Genomic DNA, 24,220 nt, shown 5'->3' with positions numbered 1-24,220 from the left:
AGGCTAAAGAGAGCCTTCCTATAGACTATAGGTTGCTCGCTTGAATAACGTAGCAACACAGAAGTACAACAGAGCCTCATTTAGTCAGTAATGCCACATTGATTGCGTTAGTTTCTTTAATTACGGTGGGTCATCAAGTAAAATCCCGCCCTGGATCTTTTTCACCGGCGAAGTTGGTACACCGTCTCCATGACATTGCTTGCATTAGGAATAAATCATAAAACAGCTTCGGTTGAATTGCGCGAACGTGTTGCATTTCCACCGGAAAAGCTGACAAAGGCATTGCAGCAGTTAGAAGCCCACCCGGAAGTTAATAGTGGCGTTATCGTCTCGACTTGCAACCGAACAGAGCTTTACTGCGATGTGACACAGAGCGGGCCGGGGATCCTCATTGACTGGTTGACCCAATTTCATCAACTCACCGCCGAAGAGTTAATGCCAAGTCTTTATTTCCATGAAGAGCAGGCGGCTGTGCGTCATCTGATGCGCGTGGCTTGCGGGTTAGATTCCCTGGTACTCGGTGAACCTCAGATATTGGGCCAGGTCAAGCAGTCCTATTCCGACTCCCGTGAGCACGATGCGGTTCATGGTATGCTGGAGAAGCTATTTCACAAATCGTTTACTGTGGCCAAACGGGTGCGCACCGAAACAGATATCGGTGGCAATGCCGTTTCGGTTGCGTTTGCAGCTTGCTCGCTTGCCAAGCAAATTTTCGAATCCCTGTCAGATGCTACCGTTTTATTGGTTGGCGCAGGTGAAACTATCGAGCTGGTTGCTCGTCACTTAGTTGAACAAGGGTGTAATAAGCTGATTGTCGCGAACCGTACTAAAGAGCGGGCGGCAGGTTTAGCGGCAGAATTCGGTGCGGAAGTGATCGGTTTACCAGATATTCCAGACTATATTCACCGTGCCGATATTGTTATTAGCTCGACAGCCAGCCCGTTGCCAATCGTTGGCAAGGGAATGGTTGAAAAAGGGCTTAAGGCTCGACGTTACCAGCCGATGCTGCTGGTTGATATTGCCGTCCCTAGGGATATTGAGCAGGAAGTTGGCGAGTTAAACGATGCTTACCTGTATACTGTTGACGATCTGCATAGCATCGTGGAAAAAAATCGTGAGCAGCGCAAAGTTGCTGCGATCCAGGCCGAAGCGATAGTCAGTGAAGAGAGTGCGGCCTTTATGAGTTGGCTCCGCTCCCTTGAGGCGGTCGATAGTATCCGTCAGTACCGCTGCTATGCCGAAGATATTAAAGCTGAGTTGCTTAACCGGAGCCTTCAGGCGATTGCCAATGGCAGTGAGCCGGAGAAAGTACTGGCAGAGCTAAGCAATAAGCTGACCAATAAACTTATCCATGCACCGACCCGGGCGATGCAGCAGGCTGCCCATAACGGTGAGCCGGAAAAACTGGCTGTGATACGCGAAACTCTGGGCCTGGAGTCCGTAAAGAATTAATATGAGGCTGCGCCTGAGCGCTGCCATGACCGGAACAAATATTTAAGTCGATTATGAAACCTTCTATTTTAGTGAAATTAGAAACGCTGGTTGAGCGTTACGAAGAAGTACAGTACCTGCTTGGCGATCCGGATGTGATTGGCGATCAGAATAAATTCCGTGCGCTTTCCCGCGAGTATTCACAGCTTGAAGAAGTGACTAAGTGTTTCCAAGCATATCAGCAAGCCAAAGAAGATCTTGAAACTGCTGAGGAAATGGCCAAAGAAGATGATCCTGAAATGCGTGAAATGGCGCAGGAAGAAGTGAAGGAAGCCAAGGCTGAAATTATCCGCCTGGAAGATGAGCTGCAAGTTCTGCTGATTCCTAAAGACCCGAATGACGAGCGTAACTGCTTTATCGAAATCCGTGCCGGTGCTGGTGGTGACGAAGCGGGTATCTTTGCCGGTGACTTGTTCCGTATGTACAGTAAGTATGCGGAAAGCCGTGGTTGGCGTGTTGAAGTGATGAGTGCCAACGATGCCGAGCATGGCGGCTACAAAGAGATGATTGCAAAGGTCAACGGCGAAGGTGTGTACGGCACACTGAAGTTTGAATCTGGCGGTCACCGTGTTCAGCGTGTTCCGGCAACAGAATCTCAGGGTCGAGTGCATACATCAGCATGTACTGTAGCTGTATTGCCTGAAGTGCCAGAAGCGGAAATTCCTGAAATTAATGCAGGCGATCTGAAAATTGATACTTTCCGTGCATCAGGCGCGGGTGGTCAGCACGTTAACACCACGGATTCAGCGATTCGTATTACTCACTTGCCGACCGGTATTGTGGTGGAGTGTCAGGACGAGCGTTCGCAGCACAAGAACAAAGCCAAAGCGATGTCAGTGCTAGCTGCGCGTATTATTCAGGCTGAAGAAGAAAAGCGCCATGCCGAGGAAGCGAGCACCCGTCGTAACCTACTGGGTTCAGGCGATCGTTCGGACCGAATCCGTACCTATAACTACCCACAGGGCCGCGTATCTGATCACCGTATTAACCTGACTATCTACCGTCTGAACGAAGTGATGGAAGGCGATATGGATACCCTGATCCAGCCGGTACTGCAGGAGCACCAGGCTGATCAGTTGGCTGCGATGGCTGAACAAAACTAATGTCGCTAAGCATTGAAGCGCTGTTGAGGCAGACGGCGCAACAGCTGGCAGATGCGGGCTCAGAGAGCCCGCAGCTAGATGCTGCGGTATTGCTGTGCCATGTGCTGGATAAGCCTCGAAGCTATTTGCTAACCTGGCCGGAAAAAACACTCGACAGTGTTCAGATGGCGGCATTTGAGGCTGTGTTGCAGCGCCGCATGGTGGGTGAGCCGGTAGCTTATATTGTCGGTGAACGTGAATTTTGGTCGCTGCCACTTAAAGTGGCGCCACACACATTGATCCCGCGACCGGATACTGAACGACTTGTCGAACTGGCGTTAGAGAAAATACCGGCTGAGTCTTGCTCAGTGCTGGATTTAGGGACTGGTACTGGCGCGATTGCCCTGGCAATTGCTTCGGAACGTCCTGACCTACAAGTTACCGGTATCGACCTGCGTCCCGAAGCAGCACAGTTGGCACAGAATAACAGTCAGAATTTACAAATTACCAATACCCGCTTTCTGTCAGGAAGCTGGTATAGCCCTTTAACTGCCGACGATCGTTTTGCTGTTATCGTCAGTAACCCCCCCTATATAGATAAAACCGACCCCCACCTTGATCAGGGTGATGTCCGTTTTGAGCCGAAAAGCGCCTTGGTAGCTGAAGAAAACGGTTTGTCTGATATTCGTATTATCAGTGACGAAGGCCGTCAGTTTCTGCAACTTGGCGGCTGGCTGCTGATGGAACATGGTTTTGAGCAGGGGGAAGCGGTACGAAATATTTTACTGGAACTGGGATATAGCCAGGTCTCAACAGCACAGGATTATGCCGGCCTTGATCGGGTAACCATGGGCTGCTGGCAAGGATAGAGAGAGAGCTTTATATGTACGCTGCGTTTAAGCACCTTCACATGGTGGCAATTGCCCTGAGTGTTATTATGTTTGTGATCCGTTATGGCCTTATGATGGCAGACTCATCGCTGACAGAAAAAAAGTTTTTTAAAGTGACACCACATGTGGTTGATACCATTTTATTACTTACTGGTGTCGCGTTGATTTTTATCACAGGCTTTATTCCTTTTACCGAGTCCGCTAACTGGATGACTCAGAAGCTGAGCTGTGTACTGGCTTACATTGCTCTAGGCTTTTTCACCCTGAAGTACGGAAAAAATAAGGTGTTTAAAACCTTTACTTTTTTAGGCTCGCTGGGGTGGGTAATGGCAGCCGCAAACATAGCTATGACTAAATCATCATTCCTGGGGTAATCATGTTGCGTTTTACTGATGAAGAGCTAGAACAAATGCCGTTGGTGGAAGGTGCGCTGGAAATGACAGCGGCGGTTGATCCGGCCTTTCCTGCAGGTTGGGTTCGGCTCCAGCTGAGAAAACTGGCTCAGGAGGCTGAGCAGGTATTGATGGATGAGCTTAATCCACACTTGCGCCTGGAAGGTTTGATCCGTTTGTTCTACCGGGAGTGGGGATTCCACGGTGACCATCAGCAGTACTTTTCTTCTGAAAATGTGTTTCTGGACAAAGTACTGGAACGTAAGAAAGGGATACCGGTGAGCCTTGGTGCGATTTTTTTGTATCTTGCCCGTCATCTTGACCTGCCGGTTAGTAGCGTCGGTTTCCCAACCCAGTTTATCCTTAAGATTGATTGGTATGATGGTGAGCAGCAGTACATTAATCCGTTTGACGGTGAATTCCTGAGTAAGCGTACAATGAGTGCGTGGCTGAAAGGACACCGTGGGCCGTTTATCAAATTGCAATCGGCAGATCTGGATACAGCGGAAAACAGCGATATCCTGACTCGCTGGCTAACAGTGATGAAGAGTGCTTTGCTGCGGGAGGAGCATTATGTCGATGCACTGCGCTGCAGTGACATGGTGCTGGAATTTCGCCCTGATGATCCGCATGAAATCCGTGATCGCGGCTATATTTATCAGCAGCTCGAATGTAGCCATGTGGCGGCAATGGACTATGAGTATTTTATTGAGCAATGCCCGGAAGATCCGGCTGCAGAGCTACTGAAATTGCAGGTTGAGGCACTTTACGAAGAGCCTTTGATCCTACACTGATTGCTGGTGATGCATTCAGAGGCAATAGCATAAGGTTTTGCTATTGCGTCAACTTACAGAATGAGAAGAGAAGATATGATGGAACAAAAAGTTGTTCGAGTTGGTGATATTGATGTTGCCAATGACAAGCCGTTTGTCTTGTTTGGCGGCATGAACGTACTGGAATCTCGTGATTTGGCTATGCAGATCTGTGAGAAGTATGTTGAAGTGACTGACAAGCTTGGTATTCCTTATGTATTTAAGGCGTCGTTCGATAAAGCAAACCGCTCTTCAGTTCATTCATACCGTGGTCCGGGCATGGAAGAAGGCCTGAAGATCTTCCAGGAACTGAAAGATACTTTTGGTGTGAAGATCATTACGGATATTCACGAGCAGTACCAAGCACAGCCTGTAGCCGACGTAGTGGATGTTATCCAGCTACCGGCGTTCCTGGCTCGCCAGACTGATTTGGTTGAAACAATGGCGAAAACGGGTGCCGTGATCAACGTTAAGAAACCTCAGTTTATGAGCCCGGGTCAGGTGGGTAACATTGTTGAGAAATTCGCTGAATGTGGCAATGAGAACGTGATCCTTTGTGAGCGTGGTGTGCTGCATGGTTACGACAACCTGGTTGTAGATATGCTGGGCTTTGATGTAATGAAGAAGGCATCAAAGGGTAGCCCGATCATCTTTGATGTGACGCACGCATTGCAGTGCCGTGATCCACAAGGTGCGGCATCTGGTGGCCGTCGTGAACAGACAGTGGATTTGGCTCGCTCTGGTATCGCAACAGGCATTGCTGGTCTGTTTATGGAAGCTCACCCAACGCCGGATCAGGCGCGTTGTGACGGCCCATCAGCCTTCCCGCTGGATAAGCTTGAACCATTCCTGGCTCAGATCAAACAGATTGATGATCTGATCAAAGGTTTTGAGCCGATTGAAATCAAATAACCGAATTTAATCGGAAAAATGAACAGCCCAGCAGGGAAACCTGCTGGGCTGTTGTTTTTTTATACGATACTTTGAAAATAAAAAAAAATGAAATTCGCGAAAATTTAGTGAATCAATCTACTTTAGGCCATTTTATTGGTGATATTTATTATTCAATCCATCAATGCTGGGTTATATGCCTATTTGTCATGCGAAATCAAAGCGAGATGTTTGTCGGTCTCTTTGTGAGTATTTAATTCTGCATCTGTATACTCAACACCGAGTAAAATTTCGTAGATATAGGGTGTTGCGTGTCATTATCTCAAGATATACCTCTTAGTAATACAGGGGAGACAGTTTCTCGCTGGAGTAAACACGATACTAGCTGGATGCTAAGTTTATTCGGTACAGCTGTTGGTGCCGGTATTTTATTTTTGCCGATCAATATTGGCGTTGGAGGTTTTTGGTCTCTGGTGATCATGACGGTATTGGCAGGCCCTATGACATTTCTTGCCCACCGTGGTCTGGCGCGTTTTGTTTTGTCTTCATCTAAGCCGAGCGCTGATTTCACCGATGTGGTGGAAGAACATTTTGGTGCTAGTGCAGGACGCCTGATTTCCCTGCTGTATTTCTTGTCTATTTTCCCGATCCTGCTTATTTATGGTGTGGGCCTGACTAACACTGTAGACAGCTTTATTGTCAACCAACTGGGTATGGCTTCACCGCCTCGGATCATGCTATCTGGTGTGCTTGTGTTTGCGATGATTGCAATCATGATGGCGGGCGAAAAGGTGATGCTTAAAGCCTTTGAGGTGATTGTTTACCCGCTGGCGGCGATCCTGGCTGGTTTGTCTTTCTATTTGATCCCGAACTGGCATATGCCTGACCTTTCTGTGTTGCCGGAAGCAGGTAGTTTTTCGATTACGTTATGGCTTGCGATACCGGTAACTGTATTTGCCTTTAGCCATGCGGCTGCAATTTCCAGTTTTGCTAATGCACAGCGTCGTCATTACGGTGATGAGGCCGGAGAAAAATCAGAGCTTATTCTGAAGCGTACTTCAGTGATGTTGATCTCTTTCGTGCTGTTTTTTGTTTTCTCGTGTGTACTGAGCCTTAGTCCTGAGCAGTTGCTGGAAGCAAAAGCGCAAAATGTATCGGTGCTGTCTTACTTAGCTAATGTCCATGATAGCTCGTTCATTGTGACACTTGGCCCATTAATCGCGTTTATTGCCATTTCATCTTCGTTCCTTGGCCACTTCATGGGCGCAAGAGAGAGCCTGAACGGTATGTTGCAAAAGCAGGTTAAGCTGGCGCCAGCTAAGTTGGACAAGCTGGGTATTGCGTTTATGTTCTTCGCTATCTGGTTTGCTGCGGTGATGAACCCGAGCATTCTGGGTATGATGGAAGCACTGTCTGGCCCGGTGATTGCGATGATCCTGTTTATTATGCCAATGCTGGCGGTATACAAGGTCGATGCCATGAAAGAATATCGCGGTAAATTCAGTACCTATTTCATACTGGTAACGGGGCTGTTGGCGGTCTCTGCGATTGTGTTTAGTTTGATCTAATCCACTTACGTTAATACATAAGAAATAAAAAAAGGCTTGCCGAACGGCGAGCCTTTTTTTAGGACTAGACAGAACCTTGAAGCAACTGTTTCTTACAGCTTGAAGCGGCTGATTTCTTGCTGCAGTTCATGAGATAGGTTCGACAGATCGGCAGCTTGCTTTGCTGCTTCGTCAGCCTCTACTGCCAGGTCGTTGGATACATCACGGATCCCCTCGGTGCTACGAGTGATCTCAGACGTGACTGATGACTGCTCTTCTGCCGCAGAGGCAATCTGGGTTGCCATATCACTGATATTGGTGACGGCACTGTTGATTTGCGACAGGCTGGCAGATGCTGCGTTAGCATCGTCAACACTGGTTTCAGCCAGGCGGCGGCTGTCTTCCATAATGCCGACGGCACGACCGGTTGTTTGCTGCAGTGTTTCAATCATCTGCTGGATTTCTTGTGTTGAAGCATGAGTACGCTGGCTCAGAACGCGAACCTCATCAGCAACCACGGCGAAACCACGGCCTTGCTCTCCTGCTCGGGCGGCTTCAATCGCGGCATTCAGTGCCAGCAGGTTAGTCTGGTCGGCAATACCCTGAATGGTAGATAGAATCGTGTTAATGCTCTGGGCATGTGTGTTCAGTTCTTCAATAACACAGGTTGCCGTTTCGACTTCCCCGGCCAGGCTGCGGATGGACTGCTGGCTCTGGTTAACTTGGTTGGCACCGTGTTCGGCAGCGGAAACCGTTTCACTGGATGTTTTGGCCGTATTGTCGGCGTTGCCAGCGATTTCCTGGGTTGCTGCGGCCATTTCATTGATCGCAGCTGCAACCATATTGACTTCTTGTTGTTGGTGTTGAATACGCGCACTGCGTTCCTCTGCCTGTGATGCTGTCAGTTCCGACTGCTGGTTCAAGGAAACGGATACTTTGCTCAGGCGAGAAACCATAGAATGCATGTTACCTACGAACCGGTTGAAGTTGTGAGCCAGCTGGCCGACTTCATCCTCATTTCGTGGTTTTAGTCGCTGGGTTAAGTCGCCTTCACCAGTCGCAATTTCAGCCAGAGCATCAGAGACGCGGGTAAGGTCGCGGAACAGGAAATTGACCAGTGCGGAAGCTGCTGCCACGACAATCAGAGTAATAATGGCCGATGTGGTGATTAGATCACGCAACAGGGAAGTGTGCCCAGCCATTTCTGTGGCCTTATCAAGCTCGATACCCAGCGCCCAGTCAGATCCCGGTATATCGGCAAAATAGAACAGTTTTTCCACGCCTTTGATCGTCACCGCTACCATTGCATTGTTTTTGAGTGCTTCGCGAATGCGAGGGACGGTCAGCTCTGGGCTTAATTGGTTATAAGGTTCTAAGATCAAACGGCTATCTGGGTGCGCCAGGATAGTCCCGTTATTGCTTAGTAACATCGCATGGGCATTATCACCCACATTTAGGCTGATCACATCATCGATTAGCTGCTCGACCATGACAGTGGCTCCCATAACACCTAGGAGCTTTCCGTTATGGTAAACGGGGTCCGCAATAGTAACCTGCAGGGCGTTAGTTGAGGCGCCAATGTATGCCGGGGAAATTATTTGTTTGCCCTCCTTCACTGCTTCTTTATACCAAGGGCGGATTCGAGGGTCGTATCCCGCTTGATTACGCTCAGGGCGTGAACGGATCATCTCACCGCTTGGTGTACCGAAGTAGATATCATCAAACCCTGCTGCTTTGCGGGCCTGTTGCAGGTAAGAGACAAATTCGTCTTGCTGCGTGTAGTGACCAGCGGCTTTGGCGATTTGGGAGCGGATTGTAATCCAGTCTGAAATGCTGGTGGAGGAAGCTTTGGACAGGCTTTCGACTCGGTTATAAATACCATTTTGAGTGGTGTTGGATAACTGGTTTGCTGCAAGCCAAGTCAGTATAGAGGCCATAATAACTACTGCAGATAAACAGGAACCAATGATTTTTTGTTTTAGTGATAATTGCATGATGAGTCTCTGGAAACGAAGATTGAAATCTTTCACTGGTCCGATCTTATATAAATCCTCATTTATTTATACTAAAACGTGATGATTATCTCGTTTTTATTGTAAATTTATGTCTTTGTGGGATATTGCATATTCGCAAGGTGCATTGGGTGGGTTATGTCTTGTGGTAGTTATATAGAAAATAATGATGGTGCATCATGCGCTGACTTGGATTTTGGTGAGGGTGAATAATTTTCTGAGTGAAGAGGGTAAAAAAAGCGAGGGCCATGAACCCTCGCTTTTTCGTTCTTATTAACTTTGAAGCTACAGTTTCTTACAGCTTGAAGCGGCTGATTTCCTGCTGTAGCTCGTGCGACAGATTAGATAGCTCGGCGGCTTGTTGGGCGGCTTCACCAGCTTCTACTGCCAGCTCGTTGGAAACATCGCGGATCCCCTCGGTGTTGCGGGTGATTTCAGATGTAACCGATGACTGTTCTTCTGCCGCTGAGGCGATTTGGGTTGCCATATCGCTGATGCCAGTTACTGCTGTGTTGATCTGCGACAGGCTGACAGATGCGGCGTTAGCATCATCTACGCTGGTTTCAGCAAGGCGGCGGCTGTCTTCCATAATGCCGACGGCACGACCGGTTGTTTGCTGCAGCGTTTCAATCATCTGCTGGATTTCCTTAGTCGAGGCGTGGGTGCGCTGGCTCAGAACGCGAACCTCGTCAGCAACCACGGCAAAGCCACGACCTTGTTCACCGGCACGGGCAGCTTCAATTGCAGCATTCAGCGCCAGCAGGTTAGTTTGCTCGGCAATGCCTTGAATTGTAGACAGGATAGTGTTGATGCTCTGGGCATGAGTGTTAAGTTCTTCAATGACACCCGTTGCCGTTTCGACTTCACCTGCCAGGCTGCTGATGGACTGTTGGCTCTGGTTAACCTGGTCGGCACCGTGTTCGGCAGCAGAAACGGTTTCACCGGATGTTTTAGCTGTATTGTCTGCATTACCGGCGATTTCCTGGGTTGCTGCCGCCATTTCATTGATTGCGGTAGCGACCATGTTGATTTCATCCTGCTGGTGCTGGATTCGGGTGCTGCGTTCCTCGGCCTGTGATGCTGTCAGTTCCGACTGCTGGTTCAAAGAAACGGATACTTTGCTCAGGCGAGAAACCATAGAATGCATGTTACTTACGAACCGGTTGAAGTTATGCGCCAGCTGGCCGACTTCATCATCGCTGCGCGGTTCCAGGCGTTGGGTCAGATCGCCTTCTCCGGTAGCAATTTCAGCTAAGGCGTCAGATACACGGCTGAGATCGCGGAACAGGTAGTTAACCAGAGAGGCAACAAGTGCAATCATACACAGCGTAATTGCGATGGCGATAAGAATGAGCTTGTTAAATAAGTCATTGTAACTGCTCAGTTCCGTTTCCTTGTCAGCTTCGAATGCCAGTATCCAGTCTGTTCCCTGAATTTCAGAGAAGTAGAAGACTTTATCTTTGCCGTTAACTGAAATTATCTCCATCGAATGCTCGGCACTGGCTTGCAGGATACGTTGGAGTGTCAGTTCCTGACTAATACGACTGAAGGGGTGAAGGATAAGGTTCTTATCAGTGTGAGCGAGAACAGAGCCGTTACGGCTGAGCAGCATTGCCTGAGCATTGATACCGACATTGAGGTTAATGACATCGTTGATCAGCTGATCGATCAGTACTTCGGCTGCAAGTACACCTACCAGTTGGTTGTTCTGATAGACAGGCTCTGAGATGGAAATTCTCAGCGTTTTGGTGCTACTGCCAAGGTAAACTGGTGAAATAGCCTGTTTGCCAGCGCTGACAGCAAGCTTGTACCAGGGACGCACCCGTGGGTCGTATCCGGCGCGGTTTCTTTCCTGACGGGCACGGAACATTTCACCATTGACGGTACCAAGGATCACATCATCAAAATCTCCTGCTTTTTGTGCCTGTTGCAGGTAAGAAATAATGTTTTCGTTTGTTGCGTAATCTGTTGCGGTATGGGCTATTTGGGTACGAATCGCAACCCAGTCTGCAATGCCGTCTGTGGTAGTCTGAGCCAGGCTCTCCACGCGGGTCTGAACGCCGGTGCGTGTCAGATCATAAAGTTGAGTTGTTGCCAGCCAGGTCAGGACTGTAGCCATAACAGCTACAGCCGAAAGGCTGGCGCCTGTTATTTTTTGTTTTAACGATAGTTTCATTGTTATCAAGTTGCTGCCCCCCGGGCATGCGATTTGTAGAGTCTGGAATAGATGTTTTTGTTTTGATTGGTTTTATGAAGTGTAAGGAAATTACGACATTCCAATTTCTTATCACGACATTTCAATTTTTTATCACGACATTTCAATTTCTTATATAGGGAAGAGGCGACCGCGGCTGTTAAAGCTTAAACCGTCAACAACTCACGTAGTTGTGCTGGGTGGGAATTATCAATGAAAAAAGCGAGAGCCATGGACCCTCGCATTTTCGTTCATATTAACTTTGAAGCTACAGTTTCTTATAGCTTGAAGCGGTTGATTTCCTGCTGTAGCTCGTGCGACAAATTAGATAACTCAGCAGCTTGCTGGGCGGCTTCACCTGCTTCTACTGCCAGCTCGTTGGAAACATCGCGGATCCCCTCGGTGTTGCGGGTGATTTCAGATGTTACAGATGACTGTTCTTCTGCCGCTGAGGCAATCTGGGTTGCCATATCGCTGATGCCAGTTACCGCTGTGTTGATCTGCGACAGGCTGGCAGAAGCGGCGTTAGCATCATCAACGCTGGTTTCAGCCAGGCGGCGGCTGTCTTCCATAATGCCGACGGCACGACCGGTTGTTTGCTGCAGCGTTTCAATCATCTGCTGGATTTCCTGAGTCGAGGCGTGGGTGCGCTGGCTCAGAACACGAACCTCGTCAGCAACCACGGCAAAGCCACGACCCTGCTCACCGGCACGGGCGGCTTCAATTGCAGCATTCAGTGCCAGCAGGTTAGTTTGCTCGGCAATGCCCTGAATGGTAGACAGGATAGTGTTGATGCTCTGGGCATGAGTGTTAAGTTCTTCAATGACACCGGTTGCATTTTCGACTTCACCAGCCAGGCTGCTGATGGACTGTTGGCTCTGGTTAACCTGGTCGGCACCGTGTTCGGCTGCAGAAACGGTTTCACCGGATGTTTTGGCTGTATTGTCGGCATTACCGGCGATTTCCTGGGTTGCTGCCGCCATTTCATTGATTGCGGTAGCGACCATGTTGATTTCATCCTGCTGGTGCTGGATTCGGGTGCTGCGCTCTTCAGCTTGTTCGGCAGTCCTGTCTGACTGCTGGCTCAGGGATACCGATACTTCACTCAGGCGGCTAACCATACCGTGCATATTGCCGACAAAACGGTTGAAGTTATGCGCCAGCTGGTCGACTTCATCATCGCTGCGCGGCTCCAGGCGCTGGGTCAGATCGCCTTCACCGGTAGCAATTTCAGCCAGGGCGTCAGAAACTCGGCCCAGATCACGGAACAGGTAGCTGATAAGCAGAGCAACTGCTGCAAATACAAGCAAAGCAATGACTATGGCTGTGACAGTAAGTGTAGTGATTAAATTAGTATAGCTGGCAAGCTCTGTTTCTTTATCCATTTCAAATGCTAATGTCCAGTTAGTACCTGGAAGTTCAGCGAAATAATAGCCTTTCTCCACACCACCAATTGAAATTAGTTTAACTTGTTTTTTCGCAGTGGATTCAGTAATGAGTTGCTGGGTTAGCTTCGGGCTGAGCCGATTGTAAGGTTGTAGGATTAAGCTGCTGTCCGGGTGCGCCAGGATGGTGCCACTATCGCTCAAAAGCATGGTTTTAGCACCCTTGCCTACACTCAGGCTGATAATGTCATCGGTTAGCTGATCAATGAGTACGTCTGCACCAAGTACCCCAATCAGGGTGCCATTTTTCATGACGGGTTCGGCTATGGTAATTAATAAGGCATTGGTGGTGCTGTCCCGATAAACAGGGGTAATAACCTGTTTTCCTGCGTTAACTGTGTCTTTGTACCAAGAACGAGTGCGCGGGTCATAATTTGCCAGTATACGCTCTGGATAAGGGCTATATATTTCACCATTTGCCTTGCCAAAATAGACATCTTCAAAGTTAGCTGCTTTGAGAGCTTGTTTTAGGTAAGGAATAATATCGTCGGTCTGAGTGATGTTGCTATTGACTGAGTGGACAATCTGGGTGCGAATGGCCACCCATTCAGAAATACTATCAGTCGCTGTGTTAGCCAAACTCTCAGTACGTGTATAAACATTACTGACGATCAGGTTATATAGCTGATTTGTAGAAAGCCAGGTTAAGGCTGTGGCCATGAGAATGACAGCCGATAAGCAAGAGCCAATGATTTTGTGCTTAAGAGATAATTGCATTATTTATAAAGCATTGGAGTAAAAAGTCTAATGGCGACTGAAAATTCAAACTCATAATAGTTGCGGAAGAAATGCAATCAAAATCACCGTTTTTCTCGGTTTTTCGATGATTTTGTAATCTCTTGGCTGGTTATTAACTGGCTTCAGTTTTTAAAAAAGCACCCAAGCCCGATACTTGGATGCTTTTTGTTTAGGGGAACTGTCTATTACAGCTTGAAGCGGTTTATTTCCTGTTGCAGCTTATGTGACAGGCTTGAAAGCTCGGAGGCCTGCTTGGCTGCTTCATCGGCTTCGACGGCCAGTTCGTTGGACACATCGCGGATCCCTTCGGTGTTGCGGGTAATTTCGGTTGTTACTGATGATTGTTCTTCAGCAGCCGAGGCAATTTGAGTTGCCATATCGCTGATGTTGGTAACAGCGCTATTGATTTGTGCCAGGCTGGCTGCAGCAGAATTGGCGTCATCGACACTGGTATCGGATAGGCGGCGGCTGTCATTCATTATACCTACAGCCCGGTTGGTAGTACGTTGCAGGTTTTCAATCATTTGTTGAATTTCTTGCGTTGAGCTGTGAGTACGCTGGCTCAATATTCGAACTTCATCAGCAACGACGGCAAAGCCTCTGCCCTGAACTCCTGCGCGGGCGGCTTCGATTGCCGCATTCAGTGCCAGCAGGTTAGTCTGCTCGGCTATGCCTTGAATCGTCGATAAAATGGTGTTGATGTTGTGGGCATGGATATCGAGCTCGCCGATCACTCCTGTTGCGGTTTCAACTTCTCCTGCCAGTTTCGAGATTGAGTGCTGGCTCTGGCTCACCTGGGTTGAGCCATGTTCTGATACTGTGACACTCTGTTCAGCTGTTTTGGCTGTGTTATCGGCATTATCAGCAATTTCCTGGGTTGCGCAGGCCATTTGGTTAATGGCGGAGGCAACCATGTTGATTTCATCCTGTTGGTGCTGAATACGATTTCGGCGTTCTTCGGCCTGTGCTGCCGTGAGTTCAGATTGCTGGTTCATCGCGGTTGATACTTGTTGAAGGCGTGACACCATGCTGTGCATATTGCCGACAAAGCGGTTGAAGTTGTGCGCCAACTGGCCGACTTCATCGTCGCTGCCTGGCTCCAGGCGCTGTGTCAGGTCTCCTTCGCCATTGGCTATGTCTGCAAGTGCTGCCGATACTCGCCCTAAATCCCGGAATAGGAAGTTAACCAAAGCCGAAATTAATATCACGGTAAATAAAGTAATGATCAGCGAGGAAATTATCAGCTTTTGCAGCAGGTGGTGATAGCCGGCTTCTTCGGTTGCTTTGTCCATTTCAATAGCCAGCAGCCACTGTGTTCCAGAAACAGGGGTGAAGTAAAGCAACTTATCTTTTCCATTGATGGTAAGGGTTTCTACCTCATGGCTTCGCATGGTGTCATTGATATTTTGCATACTCAGTATGCTGCTGTATCCGGTGACTGGCTGTAGTTGAAGGGCTTTTTTCGAGTGCGCCAGGAAGGATTTAGTCTGTTTGTCGATAAGCATTACCTGAGCACTTTTACCGACATTCAGGTGTGCAATATCTTCTACCAACTGCTCGATAAGGATGTCGCCACCGATTATTGCGGAGAGTTGTCCATTTTCGCTGACAGGTTCTGCAATGGTGATCATCAAAGCATTGCTAGTGACACTGCGGTAGGCTGAGGTAATAATTTGTTGGCCTTTTTGCTTAGCTTGCTGATACCAAGGACGAACTCGTGGATCATAGCCCGCCATGTAGCGTGACTCATCGGCGCGATGGAAAGTGCCGGTTGGAAAACCGGCATAAATATCATCGAAGCTGCCTGCCTTTTGGGCCTGTTTCAGATAAGAGCTAATAGCAGGCTTGTCTGTGATGTGATGCAGAGTATGGATAATTTCACAGCGTACAGCGATCCAGTCACTGATGTTTTTGGTTGCGGTTGCGGCCAGGGTTCTCGCTCGGGTGTTGATATCATCTCGGGTCTGACTTTGTAACTCGTCGGCTGCCAGCCAAGTCAGTGAGCCAGCCATCAGCAGCACTGTGAACAGGCTTGTTGCGATTAGTTTTTGTTTTAAAAGTAATTTCATTGTGTTTGCTGTTTTACGCTGCGGCGTGAAATGCATCTCTCACTGATGGGTAAACAAGGACAGAGAACTTTTCAACCGCGCTTAATAAACGTTATTGAGACACATTATCATTTGTGTTTGTGAAATGAAGCAATATTATGCCTTTTTGTTATACAAAGTGTTTGTTTGAGGTGTTTTTGACCTATAAGGGGGTACTTTGTGCGATTAGGGGGAGGTTTGGGTGTTCAAGGTATGGATGATACGGTAAGGGAATATTCTGGTGGGTGAGTATTGTGTGTGGGAGAGGTGCTTCTGTGCGGAAATTAAAAAGCGAGAGTGGGACTCTCGCTTTTATTATGTTGAGTTGCGCTTATAGCTTGAAGCGACTGATCTCTTGTTGCAGTTCGTGCGACAGATTAGATAGCTCGGCAGCTTGTTGTGCTGCTTCGCCTGCTTCTACTGCCAGCTCGTTAGATACATCGCGGATCCCTTCGGTGTTGCGAGTGATCTCAGAAGTAACTGACGACTGTTCTTCTGCGGCAGAGGCAATCTGGGTTGCCATATCGCTGATGTTCGTTACCGCACTGTTGATTTGCGACAGGCTGGCAGAGGCAGCGTTGGCATCGTCGACACTGGTTTCTGCCAAACGGCGGCTGTCTTCCATAATGCCGACTGCACGGCCTGTGGTTTGCTGCAGGGTCTCAATCATCTGCTGGATTTCTTGCGTCGAAGCATGGGTGCGCTGGCTCAGAACTCGAACCTCGTCAGCAACCACGGCAAAGCCACGGCCCTGCTCACCGGCACGGGCTGCTTCAATTGCAGCGTTCAGTGCCAGAAGGTTCGTCTGCTCGGCAATACCTTGAATCGTGGACAGAATAGTGTTGATACTCTGGGCGTGGGTGTTGAGTTCTTCAATTACCCCGGTTGCCGTTTCAACTTCGCCTGCCAGGCTGGCGATTGACTGCTGGCTTTGACTCACCTGCGTTGCGCCATGCTCGGAAACTTCTACCGTTTCGCTTGATGTCTGAGCTGTGTTGTCAGCATTGCCGGCAATTTCCTGAGTAGCCGCTGCCATCTCATTGATAGCGGTAGCAACCATGTTGATTTCATCCTGCTGATGCTGGATACGGGTGCTACGTTCTTTAGCTTGTGATGCTGTGATATGGGATTGCTGGCTCAGAGAGGCAGAGACTTCGCTCAGACGGCTGACCATGCCATGCATGTTGCCGACAAAACGGTTGAAGTTGTCGGCAAGCAGGCCGACTTCATCATCACTGCGAGGCTCCAGGCGTTGGGTCAGATCGCCTTCGCCGGTGGCAATCTCAGCCAGGGCTTGTGATACTCGGCCAAGATCACGGAACAGGAAGCCGACTAGCCAAGCGGCGGCGCTGACTACGATTAGGGTAATGAGCACTGATGTGGTGATCAGCTGGCGTAGCAGACTGGCGTGGCTTGCTTCTTCAGTAGCGCGATCCATCTCAATGCCCAGGATCCACTCTGTACCCGGCACATTAGCGAAATACAGTAGCTTTTCTTCGCCATTGATGGTGGCATTTTCAATGCTGTTCGCCTGAACTGCAGCTTCAATGCTCGCCATGTTGATATCCTGGCTGTAGCGGTTGATTGGCTGTAGCAGCAGGGATTCATCCGGATGAGCCAGAAAGCTGTCATCTTGTTTGTTGATTAGCATGGCATAGGCGTTTTTACCGACATCCAGGCTGATCACATCCTTAATAAGCTTATCGATAAGTACATCTGCGCCGACAACACCTACCATGGTACCGTTTTTCATTACAGGTTCTGCAATGGTCACAAGCAGGGCATTGGTAATGGCATCACGGTATGCTGTTGTGATCATTTGTTTGCCTGCGCTTTGGGCATCACGGTACCAAGGGCGGGTACGTGGATCATAGTCAGCACGGTTACGTTCTGGGTGGGAGCGGTACATGCCGCCGGCGGGTGTCCCCAGGAAAATATCATCAAAGCCGCCGGCTTTGCGGGCCTGCTGCAGGAAAGGGACTACATTGGCTTCGGTGCTGTAGTCATTAAAAGCAGAGGCGATGTCGCTACGGATGGAAATCCAATCCGAGATGCCTTTAGTTGCGGCGGCAGCTAAGCTGTCTGCGCGCGAGTAAATACCGCTACGAGTTTGGTCAAGAAGTTGACTTGCAGCTAGCCAGGTGAGGGCGGTTGCCATAATGACTACCGCAGACAAACTGGCTCCTATGAGTTTTTGCTTTAGTGTGAGTTTCATTGTTATAGAGTCTCAAAGGAATGGGGTTCTCAGTATTGTTCCGGGCGGATTTTATAGGCATCCAGAATAATATGCACGAAAAAGTGACAAGATTCATATGGAACGACAAGAATCGATACAAAAGTGAATAAATTGACGTTTTTCTTGCGTTATAGTCAAAAAAATGTTTTTGATTCAATAGATAACAATAAAGCTGATATAGGGAGCTTTTTAACGCAAGTAAAGAGTCTTTTGTACGATATGGTTAATGACTCTGCGGGAGCAAACAGCCATTGATTGTGGTTGAATCATTGGCCGAAGGTTTTTGCTTCGAGTATAAAGATGAAGTAACCGGATGTCTTTTTGGATGTTTAGACGTCTAGATGTTGACACATCTAGAGCTAAGTCTTAGTCTAAGGCAAATTTTAAAATAGATGTCCTGTAGTCATCATGTCGAACACAACACAACAATCGAATTTAACGCATACCCCATCGGCCCTGGCGCTGTTACCTCTGGGTATTTTTCTTGCGCTTTTTATCGGTGTCGGTAGTTACCTGACGCTGCAAGGGGTAGATTTTGCTTTTTATCAGCTTCCGGCCCCGGTTGCTGCCCTGCCAGCCGTTATCGTAGCGTTATTACTTAGTAAGGAAAAGCTCAATAAGGCAATCGAGCAGTTTTTGCACGGTGTTGGTCATGGTGACATTATTGCCATGTGTATGATTTACCTGCTAGCCGGCGCTTTTGCTTCAGTGGCAAAAGCGACGGGTGGTGTTGATGCAACAGTTAACCTTGGTTTGTCGATGTTGCCTGCCAGTATGATCCTGCCGGGTATTTTCGTGATTTCCGCTTTCATCGCAACTTCGATGGGGACTTCGATGGGAACAATTGCCGCTGTTGCGCCGGTTGCTTTGGGGATTGCCCAGGCTGCGGGTATGGATATTGCGCTGACTGCAGGTGTGGTACTGAGTGGTGCAATGTTCGGTGATAACTTGTCTATTATCTCTGATACGACCATTGCGGCAACCCGTTCACAGGGCTGTCAGATGAAAGATAAATTCCGTGAAAATGTGCGTATTGCCTTGCCGGCGGCGATCACTGCTATTGCTATCTTCATGCTTAGCAGCACACCGACAGATGTACCGGCTGCAACAGATGTGGAGTGGCTGAAAGTATTGCCTTATATCACCATTCTGATGTTGGCGGTATCAGGTGTTAATGTATTCGTGGTACTGAGTATCGGTATTTTGCTGGCAGGTGGTGTTGGCCTGTTCGCGACAACTGACTACGGCCTGGCTTCATATGGTAAGGACATATATGCCGGCTTTGGCAATATGCAGGAAATTTTCCTGCTATCGATGCTGATTGGCGGTATCAGTGAGCTGATGCGCCAGCAGGGCGGATTGGCGTACCTGACCTCATTGATCAGCCGTATTATCCGTGTGTTTAGCAAAGAGCATACACAGGGGCAGAACCTGCGTGCTAGTGAGATGGGGATTGCTGGCCTGGTTAGCCTGACGAACTGCTGTACAGCAAACAACACGGTAGCCATTATTGTATCGGGCGGTGTTGCTAAAGAGCTTGCGTTAGAAAATGGCGTGACTCCGCGCCGGGCGGCGAGTTTGCTGGATATTTTCTCTTGTGTGGTTCAGGGGCTGTTGCCTTATGGTGCTCAGGCTTTGCTGCTGGGGTCGGTCTTTGGTCTGTCACCACTGGCAGTGGTCAGTCACTCTTACTACTGCTTCTTCCTGGCTTTTGCTGCTATCGTTGCGGTGTTTGTAAAACACCCTACACGTAAGCTGGCCAATGCATAATGTGATATGAAACAGTTCATTGTTTGCTGAAAAACTGAGAATGATATCAAAAGCCTCGCATATGCGGGGCTTTTTTTCGCGTGTAATCAAACTCTTGACGACATAAATTCTTTGTTAAGTGATCCAGTCAACATATTGATGAAATCAGGACGCATGCGTTAACCAATTAATTTAAACTTGCGCCATTGAAATAAGTAGAAACAGCTACTTAGACCTTTACATGGAAGAGTGTGCACCATTGCTTAACCCTCCCTGCATGTCCGGATAAGAGGATATATTCCGGTGAGGATGAGGGGTATTGGTGCCTCACTTTGTAGAAGAATAAAACCTAAGGTTAAGGGGATTCCCATGAAGCAACGTTTATTTGCAAGAACAGCATTAACAGCCGCGGTACTGGCTACATTGGCAGGTTGTGCGGGCCAGGCCGGCGATAATGTACCGTCGTGGCAGGCTGATCAAACGTATAAACTGACTATCTTGCACACTAATGACCATCACGGTCGTTTCTGGCATAACCAGCACGGTGAATATGGTATGGCAGCACGTAAAACACTGCTTGATCAAATTCGTACCGAAGTCGCTGCGCAAGGCGGTACAACGTTGCTTCTTTCAGGCGGTGATATTAACACCGGTGTGCCAGAGTCCGATCTTCAGGATGCTGAACCTGATTTCAAAGGCATGAACATGCTGGGCTACGATGCAATGGCACTGGGTAACCATGAGTTTGATAACCCGCTGGAAGTACTGCGTCAGCAGGAAGAGTGGGCTGAATTCCCAATGCTGTCTGCAAACATTTATGACAAGAAGACTGGTGAGCGTATGTTCCAGGCGTACCAGATCTTTGAGCAGCAGGGCATTAAGATTGCCGTTATTGGTTTAACAACTGAAGATACAGCCAAGATCGGTAACCCAGAATACATTTCAGATATAGACTTCCGCGATCCGAAAGATGAAGCGAAAAAACTGATCGCTGAGCTGGAAGAGACTGAAAATCCTGACGTAATTATTGCGGCAACGCACATGGGGCACTATGAAAATGCTAACCGCGGTGTTAATGCTCCGGGTGATGTAGCGCTGGCTCGCTACCTTGAAGAAGGTGATTTGGACATGATTGTTGGCGGTCACTCGCAAGAGCCTGTCTGCATGGAAGGTCCGAACATGTATAACAAGAACTTCAAGCCGGGTGATGTGTGTAAGCCGGATCAGCAGAACGGTACCTGGATTGTTCAGGCTCACGAATGGGGCAAATATGTAGGCCGTGCTGACTTTGAATTCAAGAACGGTGAACTGCAGATGGTTAGCTACGATCTGGTTCCGGTTAACCTGAAGAAGAAAGTGAAGCTGGCTGACGGTAGTAAGAAACGTGTCTTCATTGAAGATGAAATTACCCAGAACCAAGAAGTGAAAACATTCTTGCAGCCATATCAGGAGCGTGGGCAGGAAAAACTGAATGTGAAGATCGCTGAGTCTAACGGCAAACTGGAAGGTGACCGTAACGTGGTTCGTTTCCAGCAGACTAACCTGGGCCGTCTGATTGCAGCTTCTCACATGCAGCGTGCTAAGGCTGACTTTGCTGTGATGAACTCTGGTGGTGTGCGTGACTCTATTGCAGGTGGTGATATCACTTATAAAGATGTTCTGACTGTACAGCCATTTGGCAATATCGTGACTTACAACGACATGACTGGTAAAGAAGTGATGGATTACCTGAATGTGGTTGCGACCAAGCCAATTGATTCAGGTGCTTACGCGCAGTTCTACGGTATCTCAATGGTTGTTGAGAACGGTAAGGTGCATGATGTGAAGATTGGCGGTAAGCCATTGAGCATGAATGAAAATTACCGTTTCACAATTCCAAGCTTTAATGCGGCGGGTGGTGACGGTTACCCTAAAATTGCAGAGCTTCCAGGCTATGTGAACACTGGTTTCGTTGACGCTGAAGTGTTGAAAGACTTCCTTGAAGCTAACAGCCCAATTGACGTGAACAAGTTCGCACCTAAAGGCGAGATTGTTTACAAATAATTCCTCTTGTTCTGGCATGTTATGAATTCATGCTAGCTGAGAACCTAGCCTCGGTTTTATACCGGGGCTTTTTTATTGTGGATTGGTCAGATATATTGATTTTAAATGTCACACAAATAACAGCACGAGAGAATTATGACTCCTGCGATTAAATTAGCGAAGAAACAAAAAATTGATTACACCGTTCACCAGTATGAGCACGATCCTGCCAATACTAACTTTGGCCTAGAGGCGGCCGAGGTGTTGGGACAGGATCCGAGCCGGGTATTTAAGACCCTGCTATTCTCGTTAAATGGTGATGCCAAGAAGCTGGCCGTGGCTATCGTACCGGTTGCTGGAATGCTAGATCTGAAGGCGGCTGCGAAAGCTGCTGGCGGCAAGAAAGCTGACATGGCCGATCCAAAGATCGCAGAAAAAACGACTGGGTATATTGTTGGTGGGATCAGTCCGCTAGGTCAGAAGAAGCGTTTGCCGACATTTCTTGATGCATCGGCTGAGCAGTTTGAGACGATTTGTGTCAGTGCAGGTCGTCGTGGTCTTGAAATTGAGCTGGCACCTAAGGATTTGCTGTCTCTGACCGGCGGGAACTTTGCGCCAATTGCCAAAAGCTAAACCTGAAAGTATGTACTCGTGGTAATGCGAGGTTCTATGAATTTGATGACAATAACTTAAAATCAGAACTGTGATGATTTCAGATTATAGCTTTCCGTTGCTACCTTGTGTTCAGCATAAGGAGTAAAGCATGACATTTAGTATTTGGCTTTCGTTATTAATGATTTGTATCCTCGGTGCCATGTCGCCGGGGCCAAGCCTGGCCGTTGTTGCCAAGCATAGTTTGACTGGGGGCCGTTTGCATGGAGTCGTGACATCATGGGCACATGCTATAGGCGTCGGTTTTTATGCACTGCTGACATTGCTAGGTTTGGCCGTATTGTTAAAGCAGTCGCCGACCCTGTTCGCGGCGATCACTTACGCCGGAGCTGCTTACCTTGCGTATCTTGGTGTTAATGCATTGTGCTCAAAGGGTGGGGTGGCAGCAAAGCTGGCAGCTGGCAAACCGGTGAAGCTGGCGGAGGCTGCTCGTGATGGATTGATGATCTCATTGCTCAACCCCAAGCTGGCTTTGTTTTTTCTCGCCTTGTTTAGCCAGTTTGTGGCGGTAGGTACTGAGATATCCAGCCGGGCTGTTATTGTAGCGACACCGCTGCTGGTGGACGGGCTTTGGTATACCCTGATTGCATCTGTACTGTCTAATCCAAAGGTATTGGATAAGCTCAGGCTTAAGGCCCAGCTTATAGATCGGCTTTCTGGCGTGGTCTTGATTTTGCTGGCTTTGCGAGTAATAGTGCAGGTTTAGCCTTAAAATAAACCCCCAAAAAAAAAGGGGAGCGTTTGCTCCTCTTTTTTATGTCTTGGGTTAGCTTTGGCGTTTCTGGTGTCTTTCGCGGTTTTCCAGTTTGCGCTCGGGGCTTTTCTTTAACATCACATAAAGTGCGCCATTTCCACCGTGCTGGCGCAAAGCCGAATGAAAGCACATGACATCGCTGATTTGCTCCAGCCAGGTTGCCACATAGCTTTTTATCAGAGCAGGCGGGTTGGAACGCTCGCCTTTGCCGTGCACGATAATCATTGTGCGTATGTCCATTCGCTGGCATTGTTTGAGGAACTGGAGGACTTCATCACGGGCTTGTTGCAGCGTTTTACGGTGCAGATCAAGGCGGGCCTGGATTTCATATTTGCCGAGGCGAAGTTTGCGGAATACCCCGTCCTGAACACCATCACGCTTAAACTCAACTATATCATCAGGCTTTAGCATTTTTGCGTAGTCGAGTGACAAGTATTCTGGATCACTGTCTGATAATGTCTGGGCTGCAAGTCGACGGGCGAGATGTGCTTCAGTAACCTGATGTTTCTGAATGGTTTCAACCTGATCTTGCTTGAGTGGCGATACATCCGCCATCATCTCACGGAAGAGATCGAGTTCATCGTAATCTGACATGGTGCTTCGGAATCTGACTATGGAGCTTTGATTATACCAAGTTTCATTCCAGAGAGGAGAGCAAAAAGAAACCCAGGGACAAGACCGACACTTTGTCCCTGGTGCAAGCAGTTGGCTTAGCAAATGGCTCTAGTGAGGAGAAGGTGCAGACAGGGCTTTGTAAACAAAGTAGCCTGCGAAAAAAAGCATTAATCCCAAGGCTCCAAAGATCACGATCATTGAAGATAGGCCAACGGCGTTGCCGAATAAAAGATCTAGCCAAAAATCCATGTTCAGTCCTTTCGTCGTGGGATAGTGGCTACAAGATAAACAATGATGCAAAATTGTTATGATGATCTGGATCAATGGTGGGTGTGTTGTTTAATAATTGTATTTCTTTGTGGGGCTGCGATCACTTAATGGACAGTCTTTTCATAGTTTTGATGATTTGATGAGCAAACAAGTTCAGATTATAAAAAAATCCGGATTTATACTTGCGTAAAATTTATTGGCGAGTAATATAAGCGGCCTCGGCAGCATAGAGTGCTGTTTAGAATGTCGGTGAATAGCGCAGTTTGGTAGCGCATCTGGTTTGGGACCAGAGGGTCGGGGGTTCGAATCCCTCTTCACCGA

At 48.3% G+C, this 24,220-nt stretch carries 18 protein-coding genes and 1 tRNA gene; 12 read left to right on the top strand and 7 right to left on the bottom strand.

The window, feature by feature from the left end; genetic code table 11:
- Positions 1–189 precede the first annotated feature (189 nt).
- The 7 genes from hemA to Q0852_RS22425 all read left to right on the top strand — a co-directional run bounded on the left by hemA (position 190) and on the right by Q0852_RS22425 (position 7,126).
- Positions 190–1,452 (top strand): glutamyl-tRNA reductase, encoded by a 1,263-nt coding sequence (hemA, locus tag Q0852_RS22455; protein ID WP_299022426.1) that lies wholly within the window; start codon positions 190–192, stop codon positions 1,450–1,452.
- A gap of 53 nt (positions 1,453–1,505) precedes the next feature.
- Positions 1,506–2,594 carry a peptide chain release factor 1 gene (prfA, locus tag Q0852_RS22450; RefSeq protein WP_299022423.1) on the top strand — a complete coding sequence of 363 codons (1,089 nt, stop codon included), beginning with the start codon at positions 1,506–1,508 and terminating at the stop codon, positions 2,592–2,594.
- On the top strand, positions 2,594–3,442 hold the full coding sequence (gene prmC, locus Q0852_RS22445) for a peptide chain release factor N(5)-glutamine methyltransferase (protein WP_299022421.1): 849 nt from the start codon (positions 2,594–2,596) through the stop codon (positions 3,440–3,442). The genes prfA and prmC overlap by 1 nt, the downstream gene beginning before the upstream one ends.
- A 14-nt stretch (positions 3,443–3,456) precedes the next feature.
- A complete protein-coding gene (locus Q0852_RS22440) occupies positions 3,457–3,837 on the top strand; it encodes a SirB2 family protein (protein WP_299022416.1) in 381 nt (126 codons plus the stop codon).
- 2 nt (positions 3,838–3,839) lie between these two features.
- Positions 3,840–4,649 (top strand): tetratricopeptide repeat protein, encoded by an 810-nt coding sequence (locus Q0852_RS22435; RefSeq protein ID WP_299022415.1) that lies wholly within the window; start codon positions 3,840–3,842, stop codon positions 4,647–4,649.
- Between the two features lie 75 nt (positions 4,650–4,724).
- Positions 4,725–5,579, top strand: a complete 855-nt coding sequence (gene kdsA, locus Q0852_RS22430) for a 3-deoxy-8-phosphooctulonate synthase (RefSeq protein WP_299022414.1) — start codon at positions 4,725–4,727, stop codon at positions 5,577–5,579.
- Positions 5,580–5,869: 290 nt separating this feature from the next.
- Complete coding sequence (locus Q0852_RS22425) at positions 5,870–7,126, top strand: aromatic amino acid transport family protein (RefSeq protein WP_299022412.1); 1,257 nt, start codon at positions 5,870–5,872, stop codon at positions 7,124–7,126.
- 92 nt (positions 7,127–7,218) lie between these two features.
- Here Q0852_RS22425 and Q0852_RS22420 read toward each other — a convergent pair whose 3' ends face one another.
- The 5 genes from Q0852_RS22420 to Q0852_RS22400 form a co-directional block, all read right to left on the bottom strand.
- A complete protein-coding gene (locus Q0852_RS22420) occupies positions 7,219–9,099 on the bottom strand; it encodes a methyl-accepting chemotaxis protein (protein ID WP_299022411.1) in 1,881 nt (626 codons plus the stop codon).
- A 313-nt stretch (positions 9,100–9,412) separates the two neighbouring features.
- Positions 9,413–11,293, bottom strand: a complete 1,881-nt coding sequence (locus Q0852_RS22415; RefSeq protein ID WP_299022410.1) for a methyl-accepting chemotaxis protein — start codon at positions 11,291–11,293, stop codon at positions 9,413–9,415.
- Positions 11,294–11,589: 296 nt separating this feature from the next.
- A complete protein-coding gene (locus Q0852_RS22410) occupies positions 11,590–13,473 on the bottom strand; it encodes a methyl-accepting chemotaxis protein (protein ID WP_299022407.1) in 1,884 nt (627 codons plus the stop codon).
- Between the two features lie 206 nt (positions 13,474–13,679).
- Positions 13,680–15,563, bottom strand: coding sequence for a methyl-accepting chemotaxis protein (locus Q0852_RS22405; RefSeq protein ID WP_299022405.1), 1,884 nt, complete (start codon positions 15,561–15,563; stop codon positions 13,680–13,682).
- 349 nt (positions 15,564–15,912) lie between these two features.
- The gene (locus Q0852_RS22400) at positions 15,913–17,796 is read right to left on the bottom strand and encodes a methyl-accepting chemotaxis protein (RefSeq protein WP_299022402.1); all 1,884 of its coding nucleotides are present in this window, start codon (positions 17,794–17,796) and stop codon (positions 15,913–15,915) included.
- A gap of 429 nt (positions 17,797–18,225) precedes the next feature.
- Here Q0852_RS22400 and Q0852_RS22395 point away from each other — a divergent pair, with 429 nt between their 5' ends.
- The 4 genes from Q0852_RS22395 to Q0852_RS22380 all read left to right on the top strand — a co-directional run bounded on the left by Q0852_RS22395 (position 18,226) and on the right by Q0852_RS22380 (position 22,966).
- Positions 18,226–19,587 (top strand): Na+/H+ antiporter NhaC family protein, encoded by a 1,362-nt coding sequence (locus tag Q0852_RS22395; RefSeq protein WP_299022399.1) that lies wholly within the window; start codon positions 18,226–18,228, stop codon positions 19,585–19,587.
- A gap of 348 nt (positions 19,588–19,935) precedes the next feature.
- On the top strand, positions 19,936–21,609 hold the full coding sequence (ushA, locus tag Q0852_RS22390; RefSeq protein WP_299022397.1) for a bifunctional UDP-sugar hydrolase/5'-nucleotidase UshA: 1,674 nt from the start codon (positions 19,936–19,938) through the stop codon (positions 21,607–21,609).
- A gap of 135 nt (positions 21,610–21,744) precedes the next feature.
- Complete coding sequence (ybaK, locus tag Q0852_RS22385; protein ID WP_299022395.1) at positions 21,745–22,221, top strand: Cys-tRNA(Pro) deacylase; 477 nt, start codon at positions 21,745–21,747, stop codon at positions 22,219–22,221.
- A gap of 130 nt (positions 22,222–22,351) precedes the next feature.
- Complete coding sequence (locus tag Q0852_RS22380; protein ID WP_299022392.1) at positions 22,352–22,966, top strand: LysE family translocator; 615 nt, start codon at positions 22,352–22,354, stop codon at positions 22,964–22,966.
- 60 nt (positions 22,967–23,026) lie between these two features.
- Here the strand turns inward: Q0852_RS22380 and smrA are convergent, their stop codons facing one another.
- Entirely contained in the window at positions 23,027–23,608 is a 582-nt protein-coding gene (gene smrA / locus Q0852_RS22375) for a DNA endonuclease SmrA (RefSeq protein WP_299022389.1), read from the bottom strand.
- Positions 23,609–23,737: 129 nt separating this feature from the next.
- Positions 23,738–23,878: a DUF3149 domain-containing protein gene (locus Q0852_RS22370; protein ID WP_299022386.1), complete on the bottom strand. Its 141-nt coding sequence runs from the start codon at positions 23,876–23,878 to the stop codon at positions 23,738–23,740.
- Between the two features lie 268 nt (positions 23,879–24,146).
- Between Q0852_RS22370 and Q0852_RS22365 the strand changes: the two genes are divergently transcribed.
- Positions 24,147–24,220, top strand: a tRNA-Pro gene (locus Q0852_RS22365).

The sequence above is a fragment of the uncultured Photobacterium sp. genome (genome assembly GCF_947502415.1).
Lineage (GTDB): Bacteria > Pseudomonadota > Gammaproteobacteria > Enterobacterales > Vibrionaceae > Photobacterium.
This window is presented reverse-complemented; position numbering and strand designations above follow the sequence as displayed.

Excerpts from the sequence above, each read along its gene's own strand:
- hemA (WP_299022426.1), top strand. The coding sequence starts at position 190 with ATGACATTGCTTGCATTAGGAATAAATCATAAAACAGCTTCGGTTGAA.
- prfA (WP_299022423.1), top strand. The coding sequence starts at position 1,506 with ATGAAACCTTCTATTTTAGTGAAATTAGAAACGCTGGTTGAGCGTTAC.
- prmC (WP_299022421.1), top strand. The coding sequence starts at position 2,594 with ATGTCGCTAAGCATTGAAGCGCTGTTGAGGCAGACGGCGCAACAGCTG.
- Q0852_RS22440 (WP_299022416.1), top strand. The coding sequence starts at position 3,457 with ATGTACGCTGCGTTTAAGCACCTTCACATGGTGGCAATTGCCCTGAGT.
- Q0852_RS22435 (WP_299022415.1), top strand. The coding sequence starts at position 3,840 with ATGTTGCGTTTTACTGATGAAGAGCTAGAACAAATGCCGTTGGTGGAA.
- kdsA (WP_299022414.1), top strand. The coding sequence starts at position 4,725 with ATGATGGAACAAAAAGTTGTTCGAGTTGGTGATATTGATGTTGCCAAT.
- Q0852_RS22420 (WP_299022411.1), bottom strand. The coding sequence starts at position 9,099 with ATGCAATTATCACTAAAACAAAAAATCATTGGTTCCTGTTTATCTGCA.
- Q0852_RS22415 (WP_299022410.1), bottom strand. The coding sequence starts at position 11,293 with ATGAAACTATCGTTAAAACAAAAAATAACAGGCGCCAGCCTTTCGGCT.
- Q0852_RS22410 (WP_299022407.1), bottom strand. The coding sequence starts at position 13,473 with ATGCAATTATCTCTTAAGCACAAAATCATTGGCTCTTGCTTATCGGCT.
- Q0852_RS22405 (WP_299022405.1), bottom strand. The coding sequence starts at position 15,563 with ATGAAATTACTTTTAAAACAAAAACTAATCGCAACAAGCCTGTTCACA.
- Q0852_RS22400 (WP_299022402.1), bottom strand. The coding sequence starts at position 17,796 with ATGAAACTCACACTAAAGCAAAAACTCATAGGAGCCAGTTTGTCTGCG.
- Q0852_RS22395 (WP_299022399.1), top strand. The coding sequence starts at position 18,226 with ATGTCGAACACAACACAACAATCGAATTTAACGCATACCCCATCGGCC.
- ushA (WP_299022397.1), top strand. The coding sequence starts at position 19,936 with ATGAAGCAACGTTTATTTGCAAGAACAGCATTAACAGCCGCGGTACTG.
- ybaK (WP_299022395.1), top strand. The coding sequence starts at position 21,745 with ATGACTCCTGCGATTAAATTAGCGAAGAAACAAAAAATTGATTACACC.
- Q0852_RS22380 (WP_299022392.1), top strand. The coding sequence starts at position 22,352 with ATGACATTTAGTATTTGGCTTTCGTTATTAATGATTTGTATCCTCGGT.
- smrA (WP_299022389.1), bottom strand. The coding sequence starts at position 23,608 with ATGTCAGATTACGATGAACTCGATCTCTTCCGTGAGATGATGGCGGAT.
- Q0852_RS22370 (WP_299022386.1), bottom strand. The coding sequence starts at position 23,878 with ATGGATTTTTGGCTAGATCTTTTATTCGGCAACGCCGTTGGCCTATCT.